Annotated in this window: 21 protein-coding genes; 15 read left to right on the top strand and 6 right to left on the bottom strand. The window is 70.6% G+C overall.

The annotated features are described in order from the left end of the window. Positions 1-69 precede the first annotated feature (69 nt). Positions 70-1,023 carry a heme o synthase gene (locus tag PZB75_RS05210; RefSeq protein WP_275534104.1) on the top strand — a complete coding sequence of 318 codons (954 nt, stop codon included), beginning with the start codon at positions 70-72 and terminating at the stop codon, positions 1,021-1,023. 99 nt (positions 1,024-1,122) lie between these two features. After that, positions 1,123-1,479: a hypothetical protein gene (locus tag PZB75_RS05205; protein WP_275534103.1), complete on the top strand. Its 357-nt coding sequence runs from the start codon at positions 1,123-1,125 to the stop codon at positions 1,477-1,479. A gap of 38 nt (positions 1,480-1,517) precedes the next feature. Here the strand turns inward: PZB75_RS05205 and PZB75_RS05200 are convergent, their stop codons facing one another. The 3 genes from PZB75_RS05200 to PZB75_RS05190 all read right to left on the bottom strand — a co-directional run bounded on the left by PZB75_RS05200 (position 1,518) and on the right by PZB75_RS05190 (position 4,345). After that, the gene (locus tag PZB75_RS05200) at positions 1,518-2,534 is read right to left on the bottom strand and encodes a COX15/CtaA family protein (protein WP_275534102.1); all 1,017 of its coding nucleotides are present in this window, start codon (positions 2,532-2,534) and stop codon (positions 1,518-1,520) included. 120 nt (positions 2,535-2,654) lie between these two features. Further along, positions 2,655-3,422: an ABC transporter permease gene (locus tag PZB75_RS05195; protein ID WP_275534101.1), complete on the bottom strand. Its 768-nt coding sequence runs from the start codon at positions 3,420-3,422 to the stop codon at positions 2,655-2,657. Continuing rightward, positions 3,419-4,345: an ABC transporter ATP-binding protein gene (locus PZB75_RS05190; RefSeq protein ID WP_275534100.1), complete on the bottom strand. Its 927-nt coding sequence runs from the start codon at positions 4,343-4,345 to the stop codon at positions 3,419-3,421. The genes PZB75_RS05195 and PZB75_RS05190 overlap by 4 nt, the downstream gene beginning before the upstream one ends. Positions 4,346-4,507: 162 nt before the next feature. On the opposite strand from PZB75_RS05190, the gene PZB75_RS05185 reads away from it, so the two are divergent. Genes PZB75_RS05185 through PZB75_RS05150 form a run of 8 tightly spaced genes read left to right on the top strand, consistent with a single transcriptional unit; the run spans position 4,508 to position 11,096 of the window. After that, complete coding sequence (locus PZB75_RS05185; protein ID WP_275534099.1) at positions 4,508-5,269, top strand: metalloregulator ArsR/SmtB family transcription factor; 762 nt, start codon at positions 4,508-4,510, stop codon at positions 5,267-5,269. Then, positions 5,266-6,687: a Fe-S cluster assembly protein SufB gene (gene sufB, locus PZB75_RS05180; protein ID WP_275534098.1), complete on the top strand. Its 1,422-nt coding sequence runs from the start codon at positions 5,266-5,268 to the stop codon at positions 6,685-6,687. Before PZB75_RS05185 ends, sufB begins: the two co-directional genes overlap by 4 nt. A 60-nt stretch (positions 6,688-6,747) precedes the next feature. Continuing rightward, positions 6,748-7,929, top strand: a complete 1,182-nt coding sequence (sufD, locus tag PZB75_RS05175) for a Fe-S cluster assembly protein SufD (protein WP_275534097.1) — start codon at positions 6,748-6,750, stop codon at positions 7,927-7,929. Then, entirely contained in the window at positions 7,929-8,258 is a 330-nt protein-coding gene (locus PZB75_RS05170) for a non-heme iron oxygenase ferredoxin subunit (RefSeq protein ID WP_275534096.1), read from the top strand. The genes sufD and PZB75_RS05170 overlap by 1 nt, the downstream gene beginning before the upstream one ends. A gap of 7 nt (positions 8,259-8,265) precedes the next feature. Further along, positions 8,266-9,030, top strand: coding sequence for a Fe-S cluster assembly ATPase SufC (sufC, locus tag PZB75_RS05165; protein WP_275534095.1), 765 nt, complete (start codon positions 8,266-8,268; stop codon positions 9,028-9,030). Further along, a complete protein-coding gene (locus tag PZB75_RS05160; protein ID WP_275534094.1) occupies positions 9,027-10,295 on the top strand; it encodes a cysteine desulfurase in 1,269 nt (422 codons plus the stop codon). Before sufC ends, PZB75_RS05160 begins: the two co-directional genes overlap by 4 nt. Positions 10,296-10,305: 10 nt before the next feature. Beyond that, positions 10,306-10,761: a Fe-S cluster assembly sulfur transfer protein SufU gene (gene sufU, locus PZB75_RS05155; RefSeq protein WP_275534093.1), complete on the top strand. Its 456-nt coding sequence runs from the start codon at positions 10,306-10,308 to the stop codon at positions 10,759-10,761. Beyond that, positions 10,758-11,096, top strand: a complete 339-nt coding sequence (locus tag PZB75_RS05150) for a metal-sulfur cluster assembly factor (protein ID WP_275534092.1) — start codon at positions 10,758-10,760, stop codon at positions 11,094-11,096. Before sufU ends, PZB75_RS05150 begins: the two co-directional genes overlap by 4 nt. A gap of 93 nt (positions 11,097-11,189) precedes the next feature. Here the strand turns inward: PZB75_RS05150 and PZB75_RS05145 are convergent, their stop codons facing one another. Next, complete coding sequence (locus tag PZB75_RS05145) at positions 11,190-12,185, bottom strand: hypothetical protein (RefSeq protein WP_275534091.1); 996 nt, start codon at positions 12,183-12,185, stop codon at positions 11,190-11,192. 488 nt (positions 12,186-12,673) lie between these two features. On the opposite strand from PZB75_RS05145, the gene dapD reads away from it, so the two are divergent. Further along, positions 12,674-13,663, top strand: a complete 990-nt coding sequence (dapD, locus tag PZB75_RS05140; RefSeq protein WP_275534090.1) for a 2,3,4,5-tetrahydropyridine-2,6-dicarboxylate N-succinyltransferase — start codon at positions 12,674-12,676, stop codon at positions 13,661-13,663. Positions 13,664-13,836: 173 nt separating this feature from the next. Next, positions 13,837-14,550 carry an antibiotic biosynthesis monooxygenase gene (locus tag PZB75_RS05135; protein ID WP_275534089.1) on the top strand — a complete coding sequence of 238 codons (714 nt, stop codon included), beginning with the start codon at positions 13,837-13,839 and terminating at the stop codon, positions 14,548-14,550. A gap of 22 nt (positions 14,551-14,572) precedes the next feature. Here the strand turns inward: PZB75_RS05135 and PZB75_RS05130 are convergent, their stop codons facing one another. Continuing rightward, positions 14,573-16,474: an endonuclease/exonuclease/phosphatase family protein gene (locus PZB75_RS05130; RefSeq protein ID WP_275534088.1), complete on the bottom strand. Its 1,902-nt coding sequence runs from the start codon at positions 16,472-16,474 to the stop codon at positions 14,573-14,575. Between the two features lie 198 nt (positions 16,475-16,672). Between PZB75_RS05130 and PZB75_RS05125 the strand changes: the two genes are divergently transcribed. From PZB75_RS05125 to PZB75_RS05115, 3 genes are all read left to right on the top strand, one after another. After that, positions 16,673-18,133: a hypothetical protein gene (locus PZB75_RS05125; protein ID WP_275534087.1), complete on the top strand. Its 1,461-nt coding sequence runs from the start codon at positions 16,673-16,675 to the stop codon at positions 18,131-18,133. A 660-nt stretch (positions 18,134-18,793) separates the two neighbouring features. Beyond that, the gene (locus PZB75_RS05120) at positions 18,794-20,275 is read left to right on the top strand and encodes an alkaline phosphatase PhoX (protein ID WP_275534086.1); all 1,482 of its coding nucleotides are present in this window, start codon (positions 18,794-18,796) and stop codon (positions 20,273-20,275) included. 102 nt (positions 20,276-20,377) lie between these two features. Further along, positions 20,378-20,608 carry a hypothetical protein gene (locus PZB75_RS05115; protein ID WP_014156926.1) on the top strand — a complete coding sequence of 77 codons (231 nt, stop codon included), beginning with the start codon at positions 20,378-20,380 and terminating at the stop codon, positions 20,606-20,608. 93 nt (positions 20,609-20,701) lie between these two features. Here PZB75_RS05115 and PZB75_RS05110 read toward each other — a convergent pair whose 3' ends face one another. Next, positions 20,702-21,922, bottom strand: a complete 1,221-nt coding sequence (locus tag PZB75_RS05110; RefSeq protein WP_275534085.1) for a TerD family protein — start codon at positions 21,920-21,922, stop codon at positions 20,702-20,704. Positions 21,923-21,977 lie beyond the last annotated feature (55 nt).

Below are 21,977 nucleotides of genomic sequence, written 5' to 3'. Positions count from 1 at the left end.
GTGGTCTGGTTCGCGCAAGTATTTACCGGGCCCTCGCGCCCGGAGCTTGCTGGGATTTCTCTGTCAGGGGTGTGCGTGACGGCCGTCGAGTCCCGACCCGCAGGGGTCGCCTTGACTCCGAGCCCAGGGGGCCATCGCCCGTTCGGGGCCCGCGTCAAGGCATTCGTGGCGCTTACCAAGCCACGGATCATCGAGCTGTTGCTGATCACCACCGTTCCGGTGATGTTCCTGGCCGCTCAGGACGTGCCCAACCTGTGGCTCGTAGTCACCACGTGTCTCGGTGGATATCTCTCCGCCGGCGGCGCCAACGCTCTCAACATGTACATCGACCGCGACATCGACGCGCTGATGGACCGCACGTCGCAGCGCCCGCTGGTCACCGGCATGGTGAGCCCGCGTGAGTGCCTGGCCTTCGGCATCGGCCTCGCGGTCTTCTCCACCGTCTGGTTCGGCCTGCTCGTCAACTGGCTCTCGGCGGCCCTGTCGCTCGGCGCGCTGCTCTTCTACGTCATCGTGTACACGATGATCCTCAAGCGCCGCACCTCGCAGAACATCGTCTGGGGCGGCATCGCGGGCTGCATGCCGGTCCTCATCGGCTGGTCCTCGGTGACCAACTCGATGTCGTGGGCCCCGGTCATCCTCTTCGCCGTGATGTTCTTCTGGACGCCGCCGCACTACTGGCCGCTGTCCATGAAGGTGCGGGAGGACTACGCCCGGGTCGGTGTCCCGATGCTGCCGGTCGTCGCCTCCAACCGGGTGGTCGCCCGCCAGATCGTCATCTACAGCTGGGTGATGGTGGCCGTCTCGCTGCTGCTGACCCCGCTCGGCTACACCGGCTGGTTCTACACGGCGGTCGCGCTGCTCGCGGGCGGCTTCTGGCTCTGGGAGGCGCACGGCCTCCAGAACCGGGCGAAGGCCGGGGTGACCGGCGGGAAGCTCAAGGAGATGCGGCTGTTCCACTGGTCCATCACCTATGTCTCGATCCTCTTCGTCGCCGTCGCGGTGGACCCCTTCCTGCGCTGACCCTCCGCGATACGACACCTGCCGACGGGCGGGGTACGTGGCCGACGCCATGTACCCCGCCCGTCGCCCGTTGGACTACCCGTCGGTAGCATCCTGTGCATGGCAGAGATCCAGCAGGTTGACCAGGTGGCCGCGAGCAGGCGGGCCGCCCGCGACGCGCGCACGTCGGCGAAGCTCGCCAGGGAGATCGGCGCGTTCGCCGAGGCGCACGGCGGCGCGGAGGGCCAGCTCGCCCACCTGGGCCGAGCGGGCACCCGGATCGTCCTCGTCGGCGAGGACGGCGGCTGGGGCGACCTCGTCGCGCCCTCCCACGAGATCGCCCGGAGCGCCACGGAGCGGGCCGGGATCACCGTGCACGAGTCCCTGGACGGTGACTTCGCGGCGAAGATGCGCACGGGACCGTACGAATGGACCCGGATGGCCGGTATCCAGCTCGGCGGCCCCTCCAACGGCTGAACGGGCCCGTACCGCCGGCATGTGCGGGAGCCGTTCGCTCAGCCCGCCGCCACCGGCTCCTGGCTCTCGGCCGGGGTGGCGGGGCCGGCCGGCGCGACCGCCACCGGGCGCTCGCGCAGCGACAGCAGTACCCGGACGACCGCGATCCACATCAGACACGCGCCGAACATGTGCAGCCCGACCAGGAGCTCCGGGGTGTCCGTGAAGTACTGGACGTAACCGATCACACCCTGCCCCAGCAGCACCAGGAACAGCTCACGGGTGCGGCGGCGCGGCCCGTCCGGTGCGTCGACCGCCCTCAGCACGAACCAGAGCGCCGCCGTCAGGGCCACCACGACCCACGCCAGATCCGCGTGGAGCTGCGTGATCATCGTCCAGTCGAGCGGAATGCGGTGGACCTCGCTGGAGTCACCGGCGTGCCGGCCCGCGCCCGTCACGACCGTGCCGACCGCGATCAGCAGCCCCGCCGCCACCGCCAGCAGCCAGGTCAGCTGCGAGACCGCCCTGCCCACCAGCGGACGGGGCTCGCCGTCGCCCTCACCGACCCGCTGCCAGGTCACCACCGCCACCGAGAGCAGCGCGGTCGAGAGCAGGAAGTGCGCCGCGACGGTGTACGGGTTGAGTCCGACCAGCACCACGATTCCGCCGAGCACCGCGTTGCCCATGACGATCCAGAACTGCGCCCAGCCCAGCCTGGTGAGGGTGCGCCGCCAGGGTTTCGCGGACCGGGCGGCGATGATCGCCCAGCCGACCGCCGCGCACAGGACGTACGTCAGCATCCGGTTGCCGAACTCGATGACGCCGTGCAGGCCCATCGCACTCGTCGTGGTGAGGCTGTCGTCGGTGCACTTGGGCCAGGTCGGGCAGCCCAGACCGGAACCGGTCAGCCGCACCGCGCCGCCCGTGATGACGATGACGACCGCCATCACGACGGCGGACATGGCCGCCCTGCGGACGGTACGGGGGGAGGGAGTCCACCGCTCGGCGATGTGACGGAGCGGGTTCCGCACGGCTTGAGCGACTTCGGCTCGGGTCAGCTTGGGCACGCGCACCATCGTAAGCCGAGGCTTGTGCAAGCTTTCACGAGGGGGACGAGTGGGGTCGAATTCACCCCGGTACGGCGTACCGCGCGCGGCCGTCCCGCGCCGCCCCGCCGAGGGAGGGCGGGACCTTCGTCACTCCCAGCGGAAGAACCTGGCCGCCGCGCCCAGGCCGAGCACCGCCCACACCGCGAGAATCCCGGCCGCGCCCCACGGCATCGGGGCACCGTGCTGGAGCACGTCCCGCAGACCGTCCGACAGGGCCGAGATCGGCAGCAGTTCGAGCGCCGACCGCACCCCGTCCGGGAACTTGTCCAACGGCACGACGACCCCGCCGCCGACCAGCAGCAGCAGGAAGACGAGATTGGCCGCGGCCAGTGTGGCCTCCGCCTTCAGCGTCCCGGCCATCAGCAGCCCGAGACCGGAGAAGGCCGCCGTGCCCAGGACGAGCAGCAGGACGACGGCGAACGGGTTGCCGTGCGGCGACCAGCCCAGCGCGAAGGCGATCACCGTCAGCAGGACGACCTGGAGCACTTCGGTGACCAGCACCGACAGCGTCTTCGCCGTCATCAGCGCCCAGCGCGGCAGCGGGGACGCGCCGAGCCGCTTGAGCACCCCGTACCGCCGCTCGAACCCGGTGGCGATGGCCTGACCGGTGAAGGCGGTGGACAGCACGGCGAGCGCGAGAACGCCGGGGGCCAGGAAGTCGACCGGATCGCCCGCCCCGGTGTCCACGATGTCGACCGCGCCGAACAGCACGAGCAGCAGGGCCGGGATGACGACGGTGAGCAGCAGCTGCTCGCCGTTGCGCAGCAGCATCCGCGTCTCCAGCGCGGTCTGCGCGGCGATCATCCGGGGCAGCGTGGCGGCGCCCGGCCGGGGGGTGTACGTTCCGGCGCTCATGCGCGCAGCTCCTTGCCGGTCAGCTCCAGGAAGACGTCTTCGAGGGTGTGCCGCTCGACCGAGATGCCGTCCGCCATCACCCCGTGCTGGGCGCACCAGGAGGCGACGGTGGCCAGCAGCTGCGGATCGACCCGGCCGGTGATGCGGTACGCGCCCGGCGTGAGTTCGGCGGCCTCCGAGCCGTCCGGCAGCGCCTTCAGCAGGGAGCCGAGGTCGAGCGCGGGGCGGCCGGTGAAGCGCAGGGTGTTCTCGGCGCCGCCGCGGCACAGGGACTCGGGGCTGCCCTGGGCGATGACCCGGCCCGCGTCGATGACGGCGACGTCGTCGGCCAGCTCCTCGGCCTCGTCCATGAAATGGGTGGTGAGGATGGTCGACACGCCGTCGGCGCGCAGTTCCCGTACGAGATCCCAGGTGGACCGCCGGGCCTGCGGGTCGAGGCCCGCGGTCGGCTCGTCCAGGAACAGCAGCTCGGGGCGTCCGACGACCGCCATCGCCAGCGCGAGCCGCTGCTGCTGGCCGCCGGAGAGCCGCCGGTAGGACGTACGGCCGCAGCCGGCCAGACCGAGGCGCTCGATCAGGGCGTCCACGTCCAGCGGGTGCGCGTGGAGCTTCGCCATGTGGCGGAGCATCTCGTCGGCGCGGGCGCCCGAGTAGACGCCACCCGACTGGAGCATCACGCCGATCCGGGGACGCAGCCGGGGCGCGTCGGCGACCGGATCGAGGCCGAGGACCCGGACGGTACCGGCGTCCGGACGGCGGTACCCCTCGCAGATCTCGACGGTGGTGGTCTTGCCCGCGCCGTTCGGGCCGAGCACCGCGGTGACCGAGCCGGCCCGGACGTCCAGGTCGAGGCCGTCCACCGCGGTCCTGGTGCCGTACCGCTTGACCAGGCCGCGGACCTGGACCACGAGGTCGCTCTTCATGGCCGGTGAGTCTAGTGCCGGGGCCGGAGCCACCGGCCGGGCGGGGGCGGCGGTACAGGGCCGTCCCGCCCGGAAATTAGGTGACCCTAAGTGACGAAGCGCACCAAAGATCGTTCCGGACCGTTGTTGTCACTGTCGCCGGAATTACGCAACAATGGCGTTGTGAAATACGTGGGCGCGGCGTCGCAGTCCCCTCAGGGGGAGGCCGCGACCGGGTTGCGTTCGGATCAGTCCACCCGCAACCGGGTCGCGCGCTCCATCCTGGACCACGGCCCGTCCACCGTCACCGAGCTGGCGAAGCGGCTGGGTCTGACCCCGGCCGCCGTCCGCCGCCACCTCGACGCGCTCGTCACCGACGGCGTGGTCCAGGCCCGCGAGCAGCGCGTGCACGGCGCCAGGACCCGCGGCCGGCCCGCCAAGGCGTTCGCCCTGACCGACTCGGGGCGGGACGCCTTCGACCAGTCGTACGACAAGCTGGCGGCCGACGCCCTGCGCTGGATCGCGGAGACGGCGGGGGACGAGGCGCTGGTCGCGTTCGCCCGCGCCAGGTTCGCCGCCCAGGCGGAGACGTACCGCGCGGCGGTCGAGGCCGCCGGGCCCGACGGCCGGGCCGAGGCGCTCGCCAGGGCCCTGTCGGCCGACGGGTACGCTGCTACGGCTCGTAGCGCGCCGGCCCCCCAGCAGGGCGAGCAGCTCTGCCAGCACCACTGTCCGGTCGCGCACGTCGCCGAGCAGTTCCCGCAGCTGTGCGAGGCGGAGACGGAGTTCTTCTCCAGCCTGCTCGGGACGCATGTGCAGCGTCTGGCCACCCTCGCCCACGGCGACGGGGTGTGCACGACGTTCATTCCGCGCGGCGCGGCGCACCCCACCCCACAGACCACCACCTCATCATCCGCAAGCACGGCCGGGAGGAACCCCGCATGACGCTCCCCACGGAGACTGCCCACCCTGAGCTCGATGGCCTGGGCACGTACGAATTCGGCTGGGCCGACTCCGACGCGGCAGGCGCGGCGGCCAAGCGCGGCCTGTCCGAGGCTGTCGTCCGCGACATCTCGGAGAAGAAGAACGAGCCGGAGTGGATGCTCAAGCTCCGGCTCAAGGGACTGAAGCTCTTCGGCAAGAAGCCCATGCCGAACTGGGGCTCCGACCTGTCGGGCATCGACTTCGACAACATCAAGTACTTCGTGCGGTCCACCGAGAAGCAGGCCGAGTCCTGGGAGGACCTGCCGGAGGACATCAAGAACACGTACGACAAGCTCGGCATCCCCGAGGCGGAGAAGCAGCGCCTCGTCGCGGGCGTCGCGGCCCAGTACGAGTCCGAGGTGGTCTACCACCAGATCAACGAGGAGCTGGAGGCGCAGGGTGTCATCTTCATGGACACCGACACCGCGCTGAAGGAGCACCCGGAGCTGTTCAAGGAGTACTTCGGGACGGTCATCCCGGTCGGTGACAACAAGTTCGCGTCGCTGAACTCGGCCGTGTGGTCCGGCGGCTCCTTCATCTACGTGCCGAAGGGCGTGCACGTCGAGATCCCGCTCCAGGCCTACTTCCGGATCAACACCGAGAACATGGGCCAGTTCGAGCGGACGCTGATCATCGTCGACGAGGACGCCTACGTCCACTACGTCGAGGGCTGTACCGCGCCGATCTACTCGTCCGACTCGCTGCACTCCGCGGTCGTCGAGATCATCGTGAAGAAGGGCGGCCGCTGCCGCTACACGACGATCCAGAACTGGTCGAACAACGTCTACAACCTGGTCACCAAGCGAGCTGTGGCCTACGAGGGCGCGACCATGGAATGGGTCGACGGCAACATCGGCTCCAAGGTCACCATGAAGTACCCGGCCATCTACCTGATGGGCGAGCACGCCAAGGGCGAGACCCTGTCCATCGCCTTCGCGGGTGAGGGCCAGCACCAGGACGCCGGCGCCAAGATGGTCCACATGGCACCGAACACCTCCTCGAACATCGTCTCCAAGTCGGTGGCGCGAGGCGGCGGACGCACCTCGTACCGAGGGCTGATCGAGATCGGCGAGGGCGCGCCGGGCGCGAAGTCCAACGTGCTCTGCGACGCGCTGCTGGTCGACACGATCTCGCGCTCGGACACGTACCCGTACGTCGACGTCCGTGAGGACGACGTGTCCATGGGCCACGAGGCGACCGTCTCCAAGGTCTCCGAGGACCAGCTCTTCTACCTCATGAGCCGCGGACTCACCGAGTTCGAGGCGATGGCGATGATCGTGCGCGGCTTCGTCGAGCCGATCGCCAAGGAGCTGCCGATGGAGTACGCCCTGGAGCTCAACCGGCTGATCGAACTGCAGATGGAGGGCTCGGTCGGCTAACGGCCCCGCCCCCGAAGCAGCGACAGATTTCTGACGTAGGAAGAGAGCACAACGACAGCCATGGCTGAGGCTCAGAACATTCCGGCGGGGTCGACCACCGCCGGGTCCATCGCGGTGGCCGCCGAGTCGACCGTCGCCACGCGCATGAGCGCGCCCCCGTCCTTCGACGTCGCGGACTTCCCGGTCCCGCACGGCCGTGAGGAGGAGTGGCGGTTCACGCCGCTGGACCGGCTGCGCGGGCTGCACGACGGCACGGCGGTCGCCACCGGCGGCGGGATCAAGGTCGCCATCGACGCGCCTGACTCCGTGACCGTGGAGACGGTCGGCCGCGACGACGCCCGGCTCGGCCGGGCCGGTACCCCGGTGGACCGGGTCGCCGCGCAGGCGTACTCCGCGTTCGAGACGGCGTCGGTCGTCACGGTGCCCAAGGAGGCCGTGCTGACCGAGCCGGTCCGGATCACCGTGCACGGTGAGGGCGGCGTGGCGTTCGGGCACCAGGTCATCGAGCTGGGGGCGTTCGCCGAGGCCGTCGTCGTCATCGACCACACCGGTGACGCGGTGCTCGCCGCCAACGTCGACTACCTCGTCGGCGACGGCGCGAAGCTGACCGTCGTCTCCGTCCAGGACTGGGACGACACGGCCGTCCACGTCGGCCAGCACAACACGCTGATCGGCCGGGACGCGTCCTTCAAGTCGATCGTCGTCACCTTCGGCGGCGACCTCGTCCGTCTCCACCCGCGGATCGCCTACGCGGGCCCCGGCGGCGAGGCCGAGCTGTTCGGCCTGTACTTCACCGACAAGGGCCAGCACCAGGAGCACCGCCTCCTGGTCGACCACAACACCCCGCACTGCAAGTCCAACGCCGTGTACAAGGGCGCGCTCCAGGGCGACGACGCGCACGCGGTGTGGATCGGCGACGTCCTCATCCAGGCCAGGGCCGAGGGCACCGACACGTACGAGATGAACCGCAACCTCGTCCTGACGGACGGGGCCCGGGTCGACTCCGTGCCGAACCTGGAGATCGAGACCGGTGAGATCGTCGGCGCCGGTCACGCCTCGGCGACCGGCCGCTTCGACGACGAGCAGCTGTTCTACCTGATGGCCCGCGGTATCCCCGCCGAGGAGGCCCGCCGCCTGGTCGTGCGCGGCTTCTTCGCCGAGCTGGTCCAGCAGATCGGTCTGCCGGACGTCGAGGCCCGCCTCCTCGAGAAGATCGAGACCGAGCTGAAGGCATCCGTCTGATGGGCTTCGTCAAGGTCTGCGCGCTGGACGAGCTGGAGGACGACACCCCGAAGCGGGTGGAGATCGACGGCACGCCCGTGTCCCTGGTCCGCACCGAGGGCGAGGTGTTCGCGATCAACGACATCTGCTCGCACGCGAACGTGTCGTTGTCCGAGGGCGAGGTCGAGGACTGCATGATCGAGTGCTGGCTGCACGGATCGCGCTTCGACCTGCGCACAGGCAAGCCGTCCGGCCTTCCCGCGACGCGCCCCGTCCCCGTTTACCCCGTCAAGATCGAAGGAGACGACGCAGCGGCAGCCGTGCTCGTCTCCGTCACCCAGGAGTCCTGAGTCACCCATGGCAACGCTTGAAATCCGCGACCTGCACGTCACCGTCGAGGCCGACCAGGCCACGAAGGAGATCCTCAAGGGCGTCGACCTGACCGTGAAGCAGGGCGAGACCCACGCCATCATGGGCCCGAACGGGTCCGGCAAGTCCACCCTCGCGTACTCCCTCGCGGGTCACCCCAAGTACACGATCACCAGCGGCACGGTGACCCTCGACGGCGAGGACGTCCTGGAGATGTCCGTCGACGAGCGCGCCCGTGCCGGTCTCTTCCTCGCCATGCAGTACCCGGTCGAGATCCCCGGTGTGTCGGTCTCCAACTTCCTCCGCACCTCCGCCACCGCCGTCCGCGGCGAGGCGCCCAAGCTGCGCACCTGGGTGAAGGAGGTCCGGGAGACCATGGAGCGCCTCCAGATGGACCCGGCCTTCGCCGAGCGCAACGTCAACGAGGGCTTCTCCGGCGGTGAGAAGAAGCGCCACGAGATCCTTCAGCTGGAGCTCCTGAAGCCGAAGATCGCGATCCTCGACGAGACCGACTCCGGTCTCGACGTCGACGCCCTGCGCGTCGTCTCCGAGGGCGTCAACCGGGTCCGCGAGTCCGGCGAGGTCGGCACGCTGCTGATCACGCACTACACCCGGATTCTCCGCTACATCAAGCCCGACTTCGTCCACGTCTTCGCCCAGGGCCGCATCGCCGAGTCCGGCGGCGCCGAGCTCGCCGACAAGCTGGAGAACGAGGGCTACGAGGCATACGTGAAGGGTGGCGCTTCCGCGTGACTGACGCCCGACAGGGGCTCCCCGGCCTCCTCGACACCGAGGCGATCCGAAAGGACTTCCCGATCCTGGATCGCACGATCCACGACGGGAAGAAGATCGTTTACCTGGACAACGCGGCGACCTCGCAGAAGCCGCGCCAGGTGCTCGACGCACTCAACGGGTACTACGAACGGCACAACGCGAACGTCCATCGCGGTGTGCACGTGCTCGCCGAAGAGGCCACCGCTCTGTACGAGGGCGCCCGCGACAAGGTCGCCGCCTTCATCAACGCGCCGAGCCGCAACGAGGTGATCTTCACCAAGAACGCCTCGGAGTCGCTCAACCTCGTGGCGAACATGCTCGGCTGGGCCGACGAGCCCTACCGGGTGGACCGCGAGACCGAGATCGTCATCACGGAGATGGAGCACCACTCCAACATCGTGCCGTGGCAGCTGCTCTCGCAGCGCACGGGCGCGCAGCTGAAGTGGTTCGGCATCACCGACGACGGACGCCTCGACCTGTCCGAGATCGACGAGGTCATCACGGAGAAGACGAAGATCGTCTCCCTGACCCTCGTCTCCAACATCATGGGCACGATCAACCCGGTCGAGAAGATCATCCGCCGCGCCCAGCAGGTCGGCGCCCTGGTCTGCGTGGACGCCTCGCAGGCGGCCCCGCACATGGTGGTCGACGTGCAGGCGCTCCAGGCCGACTTCGTGGCCTTCACCGGCCACAAGATGGTCGGTCCGACCGGCATCGGCGTGCTGTGGGGGCGGCAGGAGCTCCTGGAGGACCTGCCGCCGTTCCTCGGCGGCGGCGAGATGATCGAGACCGTGTCGATGCACTCGTCGACGTACGCCCCCGCGCCGCACAAGTTCGAGGCGGGCACGCCTCCGATCGCCCAGGCCGTCGGCCTCGGCGCGGCCGTGGACTACCTCACCGCGATCGGCATGGACAGGATCGCCCGGCACGAGCACGCGATCACCGAGTACGCCGTGCGGAGGCTCCTGGAGGTCCCCGACCTCAGGATCATCGGCCCGGCGACGGCCGAGAACCGCGGCGCGACGATCTCCTTCACGCTCGGCGACATCCACCCGCACGACGTGGGCCAGGTGCTCGACGAGCAGGGCATCGCCGTCCGGGTGGGACACCACTGCGCACGGCCGGTCTGCCTGCGGTACGGAATTCCCGCGACGACGCGAGCGTCGTTCTATCTGTACTCCACGCCCGCCGAGGTCGACGCCCTGGTGGACGGTCTGGAGCACGTCCGGAACTTCTTCGGCTGAAGGTTGACTGGTGAAGCTTGATTCCATGTACCAGGAAGTGATCCTGGACCACTACAAGCACCCCCACGGGCGCGGTCTGCGGGACGGCGACGCGGAGGTGCACCATGTCAATCCGACATGCGGCGACGAGATCACGCTCCGGGTGAAGTACGACGGCGAGACCGTCGCCGACGTGTCGTACGAGGGCCAGGGCTGCTCCATCAGCCAGGCCAGCGCCTCCGTGCTCAACGAGCTGCTGGTCGGCAAACAGCTCGACGAGGCCCGGAAGATCCAGGCCGCGTTCCTGGAGCTGATGCAGTCCAAGGGACAGCTGGAGCCGGACGAGGCCATGGAGGAGGTGCTGGAGGACGCCGTCGCGTTCGCCGGTGTCTCGAAGTACCCGGCCCGGGTCAAGTGCGCGCTGCTGAGCTGGATGGCGTGGAAAGACGCGACGGCGCAGGCGCTGTCCGAAGGGAAGACGTCATGAGCGAGAACGAGACCCTGACCACCAGGCCGGCCTCCGAGGAGGAGGTCCGTGAGGCCCTGTACGACGTGGTCGACCCCGAGCTGGGCATCGACGTCGTCAATCTGGGCCTGATCTACGGCATCCACGTCGACGACGCGAACATCGCCACCCTCGACATGACCCTGACGTCCGCGGCCTGTCCGCTGACCGATGTCATCGAGGACCAGGCGAAGTCCGCGACCGACGGCATCGTCAACGAACTGCGGATCAACTGGGTCTGGATGCCCCCGTGGGGCCCGGACAAGATCACGGACGACGGGCGCGAGCAGCTGCGCGCGCTGGGCTTCAACGTCTGAGCACCCGCGCGGCCGGGACCCCGCCGCCCGGTCCGCACGGCCGTGCCCGCCAGGAAACCTGGCGGGCACGGCCGTGTCCGGTCGTCGTCGCCCCTACCGGGGCGGGTCCGACGCGGCGGCCTCGATGAGGACCGGTGCCAGATCCTCGGTACGGATGCGCCGGTCGACATAGAGCAGGCCGGTGACGAGCGGCGGGAGGACCGACGTGGCGAACTGGCTGACCAGCAGGCCCACCGCCATCACGATCAGGTAGCCGCCCATGGCGAACATGACCGACACCGGGTCCGGGTCGGGGCCGAGGCCGGACATGCCGGCCGCGCCGGGGAGCATGCCGAAGAAGCTGAACGGCAGCTGGACGAAGTAGCTCACGGCGCTCGCCACGATCCCGGCCAGCGCCGTGATCCCGAAGACCCGCCACCATTCCCCGCGCACCAGCAGGGCCGAACGACGCAGCGCCGCGACCGGGCGCTGCTCCTCGAACACCGCGGCCGTGGGGGCCAGCGAGAACTTCACCGCGAGCCAGACCGAGAGCGGACCGGTCGCCGCAGCGCCGAGCAGACCGACGGAGATCAACAGCACCGGGGTCGCGTCGTTGTCCATGGAGATGACGGCGATCATCGTCGCGACGACCGCGCCCATCAGGAGCAGCACCGGTACGAACACGATCAGGCACACCAGGAGCACGGTGCCGATCACGGCCGGGAGGCGGGACGTGGCCCGGCGCCAGACGGCACCGAAGGTCACCGGCCGGCCCAGCACCGCGTCCTGGAGGACGGCGGGCACGGCCGCGTACATCATCGCCGTGCTCACCATGGCCACGAGCGCGCAGACGAGCCAGACGACGCCGAAGGCGACGACCAGCGGGACGATCTGCTCCGTGGTGGGGTCCTCGTCGCGGCCGAGGTGGATGACCGCGTGCAGTTCGCCGCTGACCGACGCGTACGCGATGAGGATCGCCGTGGCGACCAGGACCGCCACGGCGCCGTACACCACCGCGCCGATGCCGAACAACTGCTTCCAGTAGCGGCCCACCGTCGCGAAGGCGCCGTTGAATATCGCCCCGAGGTCGAGGGGCGCGAGGGGTATCACCCCCGGCTTGGGCGGCTGCGGTGTCCAGCCGCCCCAGCCCCACCCCGGCCCCGGGGGCCCCGGGGGTCCTCCGTACGGCGGTCCTCCGTGCGGTGCGCCTCCCGGAGGCCCGCCCCCGTACGCGCCGCCGCCCCACCCTGCGTCCTGCGTCACTGCCGCTCCGTTGTGTGCGTGCCGTGTGTGCTTGTCGTGTGTGCTTGTCGTATGTGCTTGTCGTATGTGCTGGTCGGGACACCGTAGCGTCACCGGACGGGGCCGTCGGCGCTGCGCTTCGCCGGATCGGCGGCCGACCGGGGCGGAGGCCCCGCGTCCGGGCGGAGTCCCCGTGGGGCGGAGGGCGGCGGGCGGTCGGCGGCGGGCTGATGGCGATGGAGGGGCGGTCGGAGGCGGGGCCGGGCCGGGGCTGGGGAGTGGTCCGGGCGTCGGTGCCGTGACCGCCCGGCGAGACCGGTTGGCTCCGGTGGTGTCCCGGCGGTTAGGTTTCTGTCATGACCGACACGATCTCCGTACGCACCACCGGCGCCGTCGCCGCCGGGCTCGCCACCATCGCCGGTGACGGCACCGTCCTCGACACGTGGTTCCCCGCCCCCGAGCTCACCGCGGAGCCCGGCCCGGCCGGAACCGAACGGCTGGACCCCGACACCGCCGTGAATCTCCTCGGCGAGGGCGCCGCCAGGGCCACCGGTGTGGACGCCCGCCGAGGCGTCGAGGTCGTCGCCGTCCGCACGGTCATCTCCTCGCTCGACGACAAGCCGCTCGACGCGCACGACGCGTATCTGCGTCTGCACCTGCTCTCGCACCGCCTCGTCCGGCCGCACGGGCAGAACCTCGACGGGCTCTTCGGCCTCCTCGCCAACGTCGCCTGGACCTCGCTCGGTCCGGTCGCCGTCGACGACCTGGAGAAGGTGCGGCTCAACGCCCGCGCGGAAGGTCTGCACCTCCAGGTCACGTCCGTCGACAAGTTCCCCCGGATGACGGACTACGTCGCGCCCAAGGGCGTGCGGATCGCCGACGCCGACCGGGTCCGCCTCGGCGCGCACCTCGCCGCCGGAACCACCGTCATGCACGAGGGCTTCGTCAACTTCAACGCGGGCACCCTGGGCACATCGATGGTCGAGGGCCGGATCTCCGCGGGTGTGGTCGTCGGTGACGGCTCCGACATCGGCGGCGGCGCCTCCACCATGGGCACCCTCTCCGGTGGCGGCACGGAGCGCATCGTCATCGGGGAGCGCTGCCTGATCGGCGCCGAGGCGGGCGTCGGGATCGCGCTCGGTGACGAGTGCGTCGTCGAGGCCGGTCTGTACGTCACGGCCGGTACGCGGATCACGCTGCCGGACGGGCAGATCGTCAAGGCCCGGGAGATCTCCGGCGCCTCGAACATCCTCTTCCGCCGCAACTCGGTCACCGGGACCGTCGAGGCCCGCCCGAACAACTCGGTCTGGGGCGGCCTGAACGACATCCTGCACAGCCACAACTAGCTTTCTCCGTCCGTCGATCCGGGCCGGGCGGACGCGTGCGCCCGGCCCGCGCGTCCTCCGTGGGCCGGCCGTGGCGCGCCGCCCCTTCGTGCTGTTGACCTCGATCGGACTTGATGTTCCAGCATGGCCATCAGCGGCGCACCGCAGGAGGGCGTCGGTGAGGAGGCGGCGTCATGGTGGCCACACAGCTCAACTCCCGTCCGGATCTGCTGCGTTCCGATGTCGGACTGGTCAAGGTCAGTACCTGGGACGTCGGTACCCCCGAGCGTCAGCGGCAGACGGTCGAGGCGATCCGGGCGGCGTGGAGCGGTCGTGAGTGGCCGGAGCTGGGGCCGCTCTCGTACACCGTCCATGTCGGGGAGGACGGCAGGACGCTGCTCCACTACAGCCAGTGGGCCGGTGACGCGGTCCACCAGGAGTTCGTGCGGAACGAGTCCAACGGGCGCGGCGAGCGGAACGCCGAGATCGACGCCGCCGTGCCGGGGATCGAACGGCTCTCGTTGCACTCGTACGAGCTGTACCGCTCGGGGATGCGTGAGAAGGCGCCGGAGCCGGGCTGCGTGGTGATCGTCGACATCGTGTTCGACGGCCCCGACAGGGCGCGGCAACGCGACTGGGTGGACACCGTGTTCGAGGCCCTGGGCACCGATCCGGCACCGGCACCCGGCGGGATCTCGGCACACCTGCACGTCGGCGTCGGCGGGGACCGGGTCCTCAACTACGCGGAGTGGGAGAGCGCCCGGGCCCACGTCGACGCGCTGGCCGCGCCCGGTGCCGGGATCGGGTCCAGGACGCCGCAGTGGGAGCGGGTGCGGACGTACCCGGGGTTGACCGGCGGAGGTGTGCGGCGCTACACGCCCGCGCTGAGCTTCGGCGCGGGCGGGTAGCCGGACACGGGCCGGGGACCGGTCAGGGGCGGAAGCGGATCACCTGGGGGTCGTGGTCGCTGTTCTGGTCCGCGAACTCGGCGTTGATGTGCACGCTGTCGTACGTGAAGTCCTTGATCGAAGGACTCGTCAGGATCTGGTCCAGGACCTGGGAGTTGCCCTGGTAGACGTACGAGTAACGCTCCGCCCTGGGCAGTGACTCGACGGCCGGGTACAGGACGCGGCCTGCGGTCAGCGCGTCGGTCGTGCCGGAGAACTCGAAGTCGTTGATGTCGCCCATGACCAGCACGTCGGCGTTCCGCTGGACGCTCAGCAGCTTCTTGACAAAGGTGTTGACGGTCCGTGCCTGGGCATGGCGCCGGATCTCCGACGAACGCGTCGGCGGCTGGTGGTGCGAGGTGATGGCCTCGTCGCCGCCCTTGGACGCGAAGTGGTTCGCGATCAGGAAGACCGTGCGGCCCCGGAAGGTGAACTCGCCCGCCAGCGGCTTGCGGCTGTCGGTCCATGCCGGGTCGGACGGGGCGACGCGACCGGGGGAGAGGGTGAGGGCCGCGCGCCCCCGGTCGCGCACGACATCGGTCGCGGTCGTCGCGTCGCCGCCCGCGCGCTCCGTGAACGACACCCGCGCCGGGTTGAACAGGAACACCTGCCGGATGTTGCCGCCCGGCTCGCCGCCGTCCGCGTCGTTCACCGGGTCGATGCCGCGCCACTCGTACGCGGGACCGCCCGCCGCCACGATCGCCGCCGTGAACTTCCGCAGCGTCTCCTCGGCGGAGACCGTACCGTCGTCCTTCGGGCCGTTGTCGTCCTGGATCTCCTCCAGCGCCACGATGTCCGGCGACGCCAGGTTGCGCACGACCGCCCCGGCCAGCGCGTCGAACTTCTCCCGCGGGTCGCCCGGGTCGAGGTTCTCGACGTTGTACGTGGCCACCGCCAGCTCGCCCGCGCGCTGCCCGCGCGTCGTCCCGGGCCGCGGCCCGCGGTCGGACACCGTGCCCAGGATGCGGGCGGTGAGGGTGTAGCCGCCGTACTGGTTGAAGTCCAGCGGCCCTTCCGCACCGCCCGTCAGCACATCGCCGACGTCGGCCTTCGGGAAGGGCTGCTCGGCGAGTGGTACGAGCGACTGGATCTGCACGCGGCCGGTGTTCTGCGCGGTGTACGAGCCGTAGACCGTGCCGCCGCGCCGGTTCGCGTTCTCGTGCGGCTTGACCGTCACCCACAGCTCGGCGTGCGCGTCGGTGGCGCCGACCACGCGGGACGTGCCGACGCGGACGTTCATGCCCTCCAGCGACTCGTAGCGGTCCAGGGCGTAGCGGGTGGGGGCCAGCCGCAGCCCGTTGACGGAGCCGCCCGCCGCGGGATCGCCCGCCGGGGCGTACCGGGACGGCACCGACCCTTCGGAGAGGGTGACCGGCGCGGGCAGGGCGTTGCCGGACGAGGTCACGGTGACGTCCGGCTTGGTGATCTGGGTGAGCGACTGGTTGCCGGAGGCGAGGCCGCCCGGGACGTACTCGGTGACCGTGCCGGAGACGTTGACCGCGTCACCCACCGCGACGGTGGGCGTGGAGCTGGTGAACACGAAGACGCCCTCGCTGGTCGCGGGGTCGGCGTCCGGGCGCGGGTCCTGGAACCAGAAGCCCTTCGAGCCGTACGTCCGGACGCCTGTGACGATGCCCTGGACCCCGGCGACCGGCTGTCCGGCCAGCGGGGACGTCCGGGTGGTGCCCTGGATGTCATGGATGCGGACGGGGGTGGTGACGGCTTCCCGCGCGGTGACGGTCTCCCGTGCGGTGACGGGGGACGCGGTGGTGGTCGCGGACGCGGTGGTGGCCGCGCCGGTCAGCAGACCGGCTGCCAGGGCCACGGCGACGACGGCGGAGACGGTGGTGGTTGCGGTGGTGGTTCCGGGAAATACGGCAGGCATCGCGGACTCCGCGGGATTCGAGGGTGGAGTGGGCGGTGGAACAGAGGTCTACGCGCGTCAATCTCTTGCCTGCGCACCGGAGTTGTCAAGGTCTTCCAGATGGACGGCGGCCGGCCGTCGGGTGAACCGGGTGGCATGGGGTGAAATACGTCTACGCTGGGCAGCCTGAATTCTGTATGCCCCGAGGAGAACCACCTGATGTCCGCAGAGCGCCCCACCCTGCCGCCGGTGCGGCTGCACACAGAGGCCGAACTGGCACGGGACGCGCTCGCCTCCCCGCTGCTCGCCCGCGCTGTCGAACTCGCCCGCTGGGCCGGGCCGACGACCCGGGTCGGCGCGGGCGGCGAACTCGTCGAGGCACAGCTGCCCGCGGCGGCCGAACACCTCGGTCTCACCGCGGACGAGGACGGCGCGGCGTACGCGAGTGAGGCATGGCGGGTCGCGGTCGACGCCGGTCTCGTCGAGTTCGAGGAGCCGGAGGACGCCGACGGGGACGACACCGACGACACCGAGGGCACCGTCACGGCGGGCGAGAACCTTGCCCTGCTGGCCGGGGGCTCGCCGCAGGACATCCTCTCCATCTGGCTCGACGGGCTGGAGACCGTGTACGCCGACGCCACCGCGCCCGTCTTCGAGGACTTCGCCGATCTGATCGGTGAGGACGGCTCGGTCGACTTCGACGCCCTGGACTGGGACCCGGAGGCGGAGGCGGAGTTCCTCGACGGAGTGCTGGGCAATCTGTATCTGCTCTCCGTCGCCGACGGCGAGGTGGGCGAGGGACCCGTACCGCTGCCCGCGCTCGCCGCGTCGATGATCGTCCCCGACGACATGGGCGAGCCCACCGACGACATCCTGGAGCAGGTGTCGGAGGCGATGATGCGGCTCGACGACCAGTTCCGGGTGCTGGAGCCGATCGGGATCGTCGCGTACCGACCGGTGGACGAGGCGTTGATGACGGGGGAGGCCGAGGAGCCAGGTTCGGCCGGTGAGGACGACGTCACCCGGTACGGCATGGTGAAGCTGACCCCGCTCGGGCTGTACGGGATCAGGGCCCGCATGCTGGAGGCCGGCGTGGACGCGCCGCTGGTCGGCGACCTCGCGGACAAGGGGGCGGACGTCCTTCTCGACAGCGTCGCGTACTACCCGGAGGGCGCCGCCCAGGCCGAGGTCGAGCAGTGGCTCGCCGGCCGCGAACCGGCGGCCGCCGCGGCCGAACTGCTGGGAGCGGCACGGGGGACGGACCGGTCGGCGCCGGTCCGCCGGCTCCACTGCCAGCAGGCGCTGTCCCTGGCCGGCCCGGAGGCGGAGCCCGCCGTGCGCGCGGTGCTGGACGACCCGGAACTGGGCGGACTGGCCCGGGTCTGGCTCGCGGAGCGCGGCGCGGCCGATGTGCCCGCGCCCTCCGAGACGATGGTCTTCTGGCTGGCCGTCGACACGATCGCCGCCCAGTTGGAGGCGGACGGGGATCTGGAAGAACTCCAGGAGCTGGTCGAGGGGTTGACGGGACAGCACAGCGGCTTCTTCGAGGAGGCGTGGCGGGTGGAGCACCCGGCGACCGCCGAGGTGCTGGAGGCGATGGGACGGCTGCACAGCGACCGGAAGTCGGCGAAGGACGCGCGAAAGGCCGCGTTCAAGGCGCGCTCGCGCACCGGAGGCTGACGGCGGGGCCGCTCCGGCGCGTCGAAGGCACTCGACGGTTCGGGGCTTCGACGGCTCGAAGCGCTCATGGCGAGAGGTGCCGACGGCTCGAAGCGTCCACGGCGAGGTGTGTCGACGGTTCGGAGTGTCCGCGGCGAGAAGTGTGGACGGCCTGAAGCGTCGACGGCTCGAAGCGTCGAGGGTCCGAAGCATCGGCGGCTCGAAGTGTCGGCGGCTCGAAGTGTCGAAGGCCCGACGGTCGATGTGGGACCGGCACGGGGCAGGGCAGGGGTGTGAAGGTGCTCGACGGCGCCTTCACACCCCTTTCGGGTCTCCGGGTGCCGAATCGGTGTCGATCGAGGGCCGGGACCGGCCCAGGGGCAGGACAGGTCGAGGGACAGGACCGGTCGATGGCCGCGACCCGGTTCGAGGGCCCGCCTTCGGTAGCTGGCGCGGCCCGGCGGCGTAACACCGGCGGCGTAACACCGGTGGTGGAGTGGATGACCGAGGCGGAGGCCGAGGCCGAGGCGGCCCGGAGGCGACCGCTCCTGATGGCGAAGGTCACCGCTCCGCGTCATCCGCCGTTCAACCGGCGTTGGCACAGGGGCGCGAGCGTATGAGGCCCAACCCCGTCGGTCCCATCGGTCCCGCCCCATCGGCCCCACCGCCCAGGAGTCCGTGATGCCTTTCACGCGCAGGGAATTCACCAGACAGTCCGCTCTCACCGGAGCGGGCATCGCCCTCACCGGCACCGTGGCCGCGCTGGCCTCCGCCCCCGGCGCCCTCGCCGCCCAGGACACGAGGCACGGCGGCGGGCACGATCACGACAGCGGCCATGGCCACGGCGGCGGGCACGGTCACGGGCACGAGCCCGGGTACGGGCCGCTGCTCCCCGATCCCAAGGGCATTCTGGCGCTGCCCGCCGGATTCTCGTACCGCGTCATCACCCACAGTGGCGTCACCAGGCTGGAATCCGGCGAGTACACCCCCTCCAACCACGACGGCACGGCGGCCTTCGAGGGGAGCCGCGGGGTCACCCTGCTCGTCAACAACCATGAGCTGAGCGGCGTCCGCGCCGACTGGGAGCACCCGGTTCCGCTCACCGACGGGCTCGTCTACGACCCGGTCGCGGCCGGTGGCTGCACCGTCGTCGAGACCCGCAAGGACGGCCGGAGCGCCGAGTGGGTCGGCATCGCCGGGACGTCCACCAACTGCGCGGGCGGCAGCACCCCCTGGGGCACCTGGCTCACCTGTGAGGAGACCGAGGACCGGGCGGGGAGGAACGGGCTGCTCAAGGATCATGGTTACGTCTTCGAGGTCGACCCGTACGACCGTCGGGCCAATCGCTCACCCCGCCCGGTCAAGGCATTCGGCCGGTACGCCCACGAGGCCGTCGTCATCGACCCCAAGCGCGGCCACGCCTATCTGACCGAGGACGCGTCCGGCCCCAACGGACTGCTGTACCGCTGGGTCCCGCCGCACGGCTTCGAGCACGGGCGCGGCAGGCTCCGGGGCCTCGCCGACGACGCGGGCGTCCTCCAGGCGTTCAAGTGCTTCGACGCGGGCGGCCGTTTCGTGGACGACCTGTCGCGCGCCACGAGGACCGGCACGGTGTATGGAGTGGACTGGGTCGACGTGCCCGACCGGGACGCGCGGACCGTCTCCGTGCGCAAGCAGTTCGCTGACAAGGCCGTCACCCGCGCGCGCAAGCTCGAAGGCATGTGGTGGGGCGACGGCGGGACGTACATCGTCTCGTCGTTCGCCCGGGGCGAGAGCCCGGTGCAGCACGACGGGCAGGTCTGGTTCTACGACCCCAGGCGCCGCACGCTGACCCTGAAGGTGCTCCTCGGCGTCAACCCCGACCCGTCGAAGGACGGTGCCTTCGACGGACCCGACAACATCACCGTCTCCCCGTACGGCGGTCTGGTCATCGCCGAGGACGGCGACGGCGTGCAGCACCTCTTCGGAGCGACCGACAGCGGCCGTACGTATCCGATCGCGCGCAACGAACTCAACGCGGGCACTCCGCAGAAGCCCGAGTACAGCGAGTTCACCGGGGTCACCTTCTCGCCCGACGGGAAGACGCTCTTCGCCAACATCCAGACGCCGGGCATCATGCTCGCCATCACCGGACCGTGGAAGCGGGGGGCGAACCGGGACTGACGCCTTGCGGGGCCCGGGGGACGGTGAGAAAACCGGTGCCGGTGTGCCGCGGGAATCGGACGGGCATGGCGCCCGGCGCTCGGGAGGCGCATACTCAAGGTAATGAAACAGTCAGCCGGCTCCCGGCGCCACCTGCCTTCCAGTCCCTTCAACCGCCCGGCCCAGGCGGCCCCACCGGTCGAGTGCTTCGATGTGGGCGACCGGGTGTCGCACGACCAGTTCGGACTCGGCCGAGTCCTCGCTGTCGAGGGCGACAACGACGCAGTGCTCATCGACTTCTCGGGGCGACAGGGGAGGATTTTGAGCCCGTACTCCAAGCTGACCAAGCTCTGAGACAGGCGCCGAGCACGCGCCGCGTCCGCCACACTCCCGAGATCCGGGGCACCTGTCCACCAGCAGGTGCCCCGGACGCGGTTCCAGGGCGTGTCAGAGCGCCTGGGCGGCGGGCGCGACCAGGTCGCGTGCCGTGCGCGACTTCACGAACTGACCCAGGGCCGTCATCTCCCACTCCCCGGAGAACTGCCTGATCAGCTTGGCCATCATCACGCCGGTACGCGGTTCGGCGTCCGTCAGGTCGAAGCGGACCAGCTCCTCGCCGGTCTCCACGTCGATGAGCCGGCAGTACGCCTTCGCGACCGCGGTGAACTTCTGGCCGGTGAACGAACTGACCGTGAAGACCAGACCGGTCGCCTCCGGGGGAATCCTGCCCAGGTCGACGACGATCGTCTCGTCGTCCCCCGAGCCCTCGCCCGTGAGGTTGTCCCCCGAGTGCTTGACCGCGCCGTTCAGGATCGAGAGCTTGCCGAAGTAGCAGCTGTCCAGATGATTGCGGTTCGCGCCGTAGGCGATCACCGAGGCGTCGAGGTCGATGTCCTTGCCGCGGAACGCGGGCTCCCAGCCGAGGCCCATCCGGACCCGGGACAGCAGCGGCTTGCCGCCCTTCACCAGGGAGACGGTCTCGTTCTTGCGGAGGCTGACCCGGCCCTTGTCGAGGTTGATCCTGCCCGGAGCGACGGGCGGGGCGGGCGGGGCGGATGGCACCGGGGGAGCGGCGAGCCTGGGGTCGACGGGCGCGGCCGGCGCCACCGGAGCGGCGGGCGCCGGAGCAGGGGCCACCGGGGCGGCGGGCGCCGGGACGGCCGTGGGCTCCTCGACCGACACACCGAAGTCCGTGGCGATCCCCGCCAGCCCGTTCGCATAGCCCTGGCCGACCGCGCGGGCCTTCCAGACGCCGTTGCGCAGATAGACCTCGATGACCACGAGCGCCGTCTCGGTGCCCAGCTGGGGCGGGGTGAAGGTGGCGAGCACCGCGCCGTCGTCGGCGTTGCGCACCGTGGCGGTGGGCTCGATGCCCTGGAAGGACTGGCCCGCCGCGTCCGGGCTCGCCGTGACGACGATCTTCTCGATGCCGGACGGAACCGCGGCGGTGTCCACCACGATCGCGTCGGGGGCGGTCCCCCCGCCGGACCGGTGGGTCACACCGGGACCCGAGGGCTGGTTGTAGAAGATGAAATCGTCGTCGGAGCGCACCTTGCCGTCGGCGGTGAGCAGCAGGCCCGAGACGTCGAGCCGCACCGGAGCGGCGACGTCCACCGCCACACGGGCGACGGGAAGAGGGATGTTCGAGCCGGGGGTCATATCGGTCATGCACGAGGTAACGAACGACCCGGCTTTGCCGTTCCCTTACCTTTCGGAGCCGGAG

Origin of the sequence: Streptomyces sp. AM 4-1-1, assembly GCF_029167625.1 — a bacterium.
In the GTDB taxonomy this organism is placed as follows: Bacteria; Actinomycetota; Actinomycetes; order Streptomycetales; family Streptomycetaceae; genus Streptomyces.
The sequence above is the reverse complement of the archived record's forward strand: the minus strand, read 5'-3'. Positions and strand labels throughout refer to the sequence as shown.